At 72.7% G+C, this 5,620-nt stretch carries 6 protein-coding genes and 1 pseudogene; 3 read left to right on the top strand and 4 right to left on the bottom strand.

Features of this window, described 5'->3' with window-relative positions; all coding sequences use genetic code 11:
• Positions 1 to 358, bottom strand: a pseudogene (locus B9G38_RS13800) (DUF460 domain-containing protein); the annotation flags it as partial.
• 75 nt (positions 359 to 433) lie between these two features.
• Positions 434 to 1,615 carry a CBS domain-containing protein gene (locus tag B9G38_RS13795; RefSeq protein WP_086220741.1) on the bottom strand — a complete coding sequence of 394 codons (1,182 nt, stop codon included), beginning with the start codon at positions 1,613 to 1,615 and terminating at the stop codon, positions 434 to 436.
• Positions 1,616 to 1,670: 55 nt separating this feature from the next.
• Here B9G38_RS13795 and B9G38_RS13790 point away from each other — a divergent pair, with 55 nt between their 5' ends.
• On the top strand, positions 1,671 to 2,051 hold the full coding sequence (locus tag B9G38_RS13790) for a cupin domain-containing protein (protein WP_086220740.1): 381 nt from the start codon (positions 1,671 to 1,673) through the stop codon (positions 2,049 to 2,051).
• 23 nt (positions 2,052 to 2,074) lie between these two features.
• On the opposite strand, the gene B9G38_RS13785 is transcribed toward B9G38_RS13790, so the two are convergent.
• Both B9G38_RS13785 and B9G38_RS13780 read right to left on the bottom strand, forming a co-directional pair.
• Positions 2,075 to 2,878 (bottom strand): succinylglutamate desuccinylase/aspartoacylase family protein, encoded by an 804-nt coding sequence (locus tag B9G38_RS13785; RefSeq protein ID WP_086220739.1) that lies wholly within the window; start codon positions 2,876 to 2,878, stop codon positions 2,075 to 2,077.
• An 84-nt stretch (positions 2,879 to 2,962) separates the two neighbouring features.
• Positions 2,963 to 3,517: a DUF309 domain-containing protein gene (locus tag B9G38_RS13780; RefSeq protein WP_086220738.1), complete on the bottom strand. Its 555-nt coding sequence runs from the start codon at positions 3,515 to 3,517 to the stop codon at positions 2,963 to 2,965.
• Between the two features lie 128 nt (positions 3,518 to 3,645).
• Here B9G38_RS13780 and B9G38_RS13775 point away from each other — a divergent pair, with 128 nt between their 5' ends.
• Positions 3,646 to 4,527 carry an EamA family transporter gene (locus B9G38_RS13775; RefSeq protein WP_086220737.1) on the top strand — a complete coding sequence of 294 codons (882 nt, stop codon included), beginning with the start codon at positions 3,646 to 3,648 and terminating at the stop codon, positions 4,525 to 4,527.
• A gap of 100 nt (positions 4,528 to 4,627) precedes the next feature.
• On the top strand, positions 4,628 to 5,620 hold a 993-nt coding region (locus B9G38_RS13770), incomplete at its 3' end, for a PAS domain-containing sensor histidine kinase (RefSeq protein WP_086220736.1).

Raw genomic sequence — 5,620 nt, 5'->3', positions numbered from 1 at the left:
CCCGCGAGAGCGGCTCCGGGCGCTCCGCGCCGGTCACCTGGACGAGCCGGGTGCCGTTCGGCAGCGACCGGAGGAAGTTGACGAGCTCCCCCTTGTCCGCCGCCAGCTCGTAGGCGTTGTCGGTGGCCACGTAGAGGGGCTCGCGGTCGTCGATCAGGCGGCAGAGCTTGCGGAAGGAGACGACGTCGCGGGTGACCCGGGCCATCGGGCCGTCGGCGTCCGGGGCGTCCGGGTCGTCCTCGTCGACCGGGTCGAGGACCACGAGCGCGTAGGAGGGGCTGTCGCCGCGGACGTCGCCGCTGTGGACGTCGACGCCGAACACCGGCCGGTCGCGGGCGCGGATGGTCCGGGTTGTCACGGACCGAGATAGGTCGTTGCCGCGTATATACCCCACGCCGGGGGATCCGGCCGGTCGGACCGGGCGGGCGACCGGTCAGAACACGCCGGGGCCTTCGTCGACCCCCCGCCGGCCGCTGATGACGCCCGGCGTGCCGCCGGTCTGGATGATGTTGAACGCGGTCATCAGGTCCGACCGGGAGATGAGTCCGACCAGCTCGCCGTCGGCGTCGATCACCGGGAGGCGCCCGACGCCGTGTTCCTGCATCGTCTGGAGCGCGCTCAGGGCGTCGGCGGCGGGGCCGACCGCGACGACGTCCGTCGCCATCACGTCGTCGACGCGGTAGGCGTCGCGCTCGACCTCGCGGACCGACCGAGCGTCCTCTAGGGTGACCATCCCGACGAGCTCGTCGCCGTCGAGGACCGGGTAGCCGGTGTGGCGCTCCTCGAACATCCGGCTCATCAGGTCGGCGACCGAGGTGTCCTCGGTCACCGTGTGGAGGTCCGCGCGCGGCGTCATCACGTCGGTGACGGTGACTCCCTCGAAGGTGGCCTTCAGCGTCGTCTGCTGCGCCTCGCCGGAGGCGGCGATGTAGACGAAGAAGGCGAGCACGATGAGCAGCAGCTGGAAGGTGAACAGGCCCACGATCCCCATCAGGAACGCGAACACCTTCCCCACGGCGGCGGCCCGCTGGGTCGCCTGCGCGTGCGGCTGGTTCCGCGCGAGCAGCGCCCGGAGGACCCGCCCGCCGTCCATCGGGAACGCGGGGAGCATGTTGAAGCCGGCGAGGACGACGTTCAACAGCGCGAGGTAGCCGAACACGAAGAGGACGGCGTCGGAGCCGCCCGCCCCGACGAGGACGACCCCGTAGCAGGCGACTCCGACCGCGACGCTGACCACCGGGCCGGCGATCGCGATCCAGAACTCGTGTTTCCAGTCCTCGGGGAAGTCTTTGAAGCTGGCGAGCCCGCCGAGCAGCCACAGCGTGATCGACTCGATCTCGTAGCCGTAGCGCATCGCGACCAGCGAGTGGCCGAACTCGTGGAGCAGCACTCCGACGAACAGCCCCAGCGCGGCCGACAGCCCGAGTATCCACGGCGTGGCGCCGGTCGCGACCGCGGTCGCGTCGATCCCGAGCCCGCCGACCTCGTTCATCACCTCCGCGATGGTGCTCACCTGTCCGCCGATGAGGTACGCGAACAGGGGTAAGACGATCAGGAACGTCCAGTTGAGCCGGATCGGAATGCCGAACGCGCTCCCGACCTTGATTCCACGCATGCCCTCGGGTTCGGTCGGTGATCGGTTAAATACACGGGGCCCGTCAGGGCGTCACATGAGCGACGCAGGCCACGCCGACCCGGTCGTGAAGCGCGGCGACGAGATCGCCTACGAGCCCGTCGAGGCCGCGGAGGGACTCTCGAAGGGCGTTCTCCTCGACGAGTCCGACGGCGCCCCGAACTTCGCGATGCGCCGGTTCGAGCTCGCGCCGGGCGCCGCGGTCCCCCGCCACACCAACGCGGTCGAACACGAGCAGTACGTCCTCGCCGGCGAGTACGTCGTCGGGATCGGCGACGAGGAGCGGACGGTCTCGCCCGGCGACGCGCTCCTCATTCCCGCGGGCGTCGAACACTGGTACCGCAACGAGGGCGACGAGCCCGGCGCGTTCATCTGCGCGGTGCCGAACGGCGACGACAGTATCGAGCTCGTCGAGTAGCCTCTGACCTCCCGGACGGGCGCTTACTCCAGCGTCCCGACGCGGTCGGCGACGTAGCCGAACTGGTCGCGGTAGCCGTTCGGCGACAGCAGCACGGGGTAGAACGGCTCGTCGGCGAGCAGCGGCTCGCCGTCGGCGGCCGCGAACCGCTCGCCCGAGTCGACGCGCTCGAAGTTGCGCGCGAACACCTCGTACGCCTCCGCCTCCGGCTTCGGGATCCGGTCGCGGAGCCGGAACACCGAGACGTCCTCGCGCCCCCCGGCGTCGAGCACGTCGTCGGCGCCGGGCGCGGAGATGGCGCCGGTCGCCGCGAGGAACGCGCGCGCGAGCCAGTAGGCGTTGTCGGCGGCGGCCTCGGAGCCCTGGAGCCCGGCCTCCACTTCGAGGGTGTGCGGGTGTTCGATGAGGCGCCCCTCGGTGAACGCGTCGGTCTGGATCACGGCGTCGACCGGGAGGTGCGGCGCGACCGCGCGGGTCACCTCGTCCATCGAGTCGATGACTGCGAACGGCTCCGCGTACGACTGCGTCGAGTGGATCGCGAGGGTCGTACACCCCTCCAGCGCGTCGAGGAGGTCGGCCGCGAGCCGCACCTCGTGTGCCTCCGCGTTCGCGTTGCCCGGGAACGCCCGGTTGAGGTCGGCGTCGAGGTATCGCTCGCCCGCGTCGAGGGCCTCCTCGTTGGCGACGATCAGCCGCACCGGTCGCTCGGGGTCGAGGTCCGCGTCGAGCAGGCGCTCGACGGCGCGGGCGCCGCAGGGCTCGTCGCCGTGGATCGCGCCGACGACGGCGACCTCGGGCTCCCCGTCGCCCAGATCGTGAACTTCCATACGACTCGCAGGCGCGCGGCGGATAAGTGGCGTTCGGATCCGCGGCGGGAGATCGACCGTCGCCGCTCGGGTCGGCCGGCCCCCTCAGTGCCCCTCGTCGACGCGCTCGGCGTACTCGTAGTCGGCGGGGTACGCCGGGGGACGCGCCCCGTCGAGGGCGATCCGCCAGTCGTCGACCGCGCCGGGGTCGTCGAGCGCGGCCCGGAGCGTCTCCCGGACGTCGTCGACGTCGACGCCGTAGAAGTCGCCCGGGACGCCGTCGAGGTACTGGAGGGCCGTCTCGAACAGCGACCGCATCCCGGCGTCGCTCTCGAAGTCGACGCGCTTGTACGCGCCGGCGGCGACCTGAACCATCCCGTGGAGGAAGGCGCTCTCGGCGGTGCCGCTCCCGTAGTTGTACCACTCGCTCTCGAAGCAGTCGTGGCTCTCGTGGTAGGCGCCGTCGTTGAACAGCCGCACGCCGTGTTCGGTCGCGCGCCGCAGCGTCGCGTGCTCCCAGTACCCGCCGACCGCGCGCGCGTCCGAGTCGCCGCCCGGCGACTCCTCCCGGTCGTCCGGCGCGGGACCGCCCCCCGCGTTCCACCCGGTCGGGTTCCCGAGCGGCGGGGCGACCCCGGGGTCCCGGGTGTGGTCGTCCATGCCGCGTGGGTTCTCCGGGGAGCGACGTAACCGTTTCGCGGCGAGGCCGACCGAACCGCTCCGCGGCCGGGACCGGGCCGCGGGCGGATCGAACCCTTCTTTCCGCCGGTCGCGCTCGGGGGGAACGAATGGACGCCGGACTCCTCGCCGCGCTCGCCGCCGCCGTCGTCTGGGGCGCCTACCTCTTCGTCCTGAAGCGGGCCTTCTCGGAGTACCCCCCGGCCGCGCTGACGGTGGCGATCAACGCCGCGGCGCTCGGGTGGTTCCTCGCGGGTACCGGGCTCACCGTGGGGTTCGGCGACGCCGCGGCCGGCTTGGCCGGGCTCGTCGTCCCGCGTCGGTTCGCCGTCGTCGCCGTCACCAGCCTCGCGACCGCCGCCGCCTTCGTCCTCTTCCTGCGCGCCATCGAGGACGGGGCGGTGTCGTACGTCGCGCCGATCAACAAGGTCGTCCCGATGTTCGTCCTCCCGCTGGAGGTCGGGCTGCTCGGGCAGGTGCTGGCGCCGGTTCAGGTCGCCGGCGTCGTCGTCACCACCCTCGCGGTGTACGTCGCGAACTACGAGCCGGGCAGCTTCTTCGCGCCGTTCGTCCGGGCCGCACGCTCGCGGCCCGCGCAGCTGGCGCTCGCGAGCGCGGCCTGCTACGCGGTCGCCGACGTGGGCAAGCGGGTCGCGCTCCAGGAGCTCGCGATCCCCGGCACGCTCTGGGTGCCGCTGCTGCTCGCCGGCGTCGCGGTCGTGCTGCTCCCCGCGGCGGTTCGGAACCCGATCGCGGCGAACCGACGCGACCTCCCGAAGTTCCTCGCGGCCGGCGCGCTCGTCGCGCTGGGCGAGCACCTGACGACGGTCGCGTTCGCGGCGCTGCCCGCGAGCGTCGCCTCCCCGGTGATCAACACGCAGGCCATCGTCGCCGTCGTCCTCGGGGGCGTGCTGCTCGGCGAGCGCCACTTCAGGCTCCGGCTCGTCGCGGCCGTCCTCGCGGTCGTCGGCGTCGCGATGATCGCGGGGTGAGGCGGCGCGGACCGGTTCGGTGCCCGAAACGAGGGACGCGCCCGTGGCCACGCCTGCCGCTACCCGGGAGACACTTGTTCCCTCGTCTCCTACCGTTCGTATGGACTCCCCGCCGGGGTCGACCCCGATCGACCACGCCGAGTCGATCGTGAACGCCCTCGGCGACGGGGCGTACGTCCTCGACGGCGATCGGAACCGCGTGTTCGTCAACGACCGCCTCCGCGAGGTGACCGGCTTCGACGAGGACGTCCTCCACGGGAAACACCCGGAGCGACTCGTCGAGGAGGGGTACTGGAGCGAGGAGGCGGGCGACCGCTACCGGGCGGCGGTCGACCGCGTCATCGCCGGCGAGGCGGACGACGAGCGCGTCCAGCTCGCGACGACGCTTGCGGACGGCGGGGAGGTGACCACCGAAACGCGGTTGACTCCCATCGAGCGCGACGGCGCGGTCGTCGGCGCGGTCGGGGTGATCCGCGACGTCACGGACCGCGTCGAGCGCGAGCGCGAACTGGAGCGCCTCAACGAGCGGCTCGAACGCCTCGCCGGCTTCCTCTCGCACGACCTCCGCAACCCCCTGTCGGTCGCGCGGGGGTACGTCGACCTCGCGCGCGAGACGGGCGACACCGAGCGGCTGGCGGCCGCCGAGGAGGCGTTCGACCGGATCGAGACGATGATCGACGAGGCGCTCGTGATGGCCCGCGACCCGGCCGAGATAGAGACCGCGGACGAGGCGGTCGACCTCGCGGACCTCGCAGCCGACTGCCTGGAGTCGGGCGACTTCGGCGACCTGCCGGCCGAGCCCGACCTCGTCGTCGAGGACGCCGGACCGGTGGTCGGCGACCCGACCCTGCTCCGGCGCGCCGTCGGCAACCTCATCGGCAACGCCTTCGACCACGGCGGCGACGACCCCGCGGTCCGGGTCGGCGTCGACGAGCGGGGCGTGTACGTGGCCGACGACGGCCCGGGGCTTCCGGACGACGAGCGCGACCGCGCGGCGCTGACCGACTTCGGCGTCTCGCCGGACGGCGGCACGGGCATCGGACTCGCCATCGTCGAGCGCGTCGCGGCCGCGCACGGCTGGACGCTCGAGATC

The sequence above is a fragment of the Halorubrum sp. SD612 genome (assembly GCF_002135005.1).
Note: the sequence above shows the minus strand (reverse complement) of the source record. Positions and strands in the feature narration are given on the sequence as shown.

Coding starts and splice junctions, on each gene's coding strand:
- B9G38_RS13795 (WP_086220741.1), bottom strand. CDS start 1,615: ATGCGTGGAATCAAGGTCGGGAGCGCGTTCGGCATTCCGATCCGGCTC.
- B9G38_RS13790 (WP_086220740.1), top strand. CDS start 1,671: ATGAGCGACGCAGGCCACGCCGACCCGGTCGTGAAGCGCGGCGACGAG.
- B9G38_RS13785 (WP_086220739.1), bottom strand. CDS start 2,878: ATGGAAGTTCACGATCTGGGCGACGGGGAGCCCGAGGTCGCCGTCGTC.
- B9G38_RS13780 (WP_086220738.1), bottom strand. CDS start 3,517: ATGGACGACCACACCCGGGACCCCGGGGTCGCCCCGCCGCTCGGGAAC.
- B9G38_RS13775 (WP_086220737.1), top strand. CDS start 3,646: ATGGACGCCGGACTCCTCGCCGCGCTCGCCGCCGCCGTCGTCTGGGGC.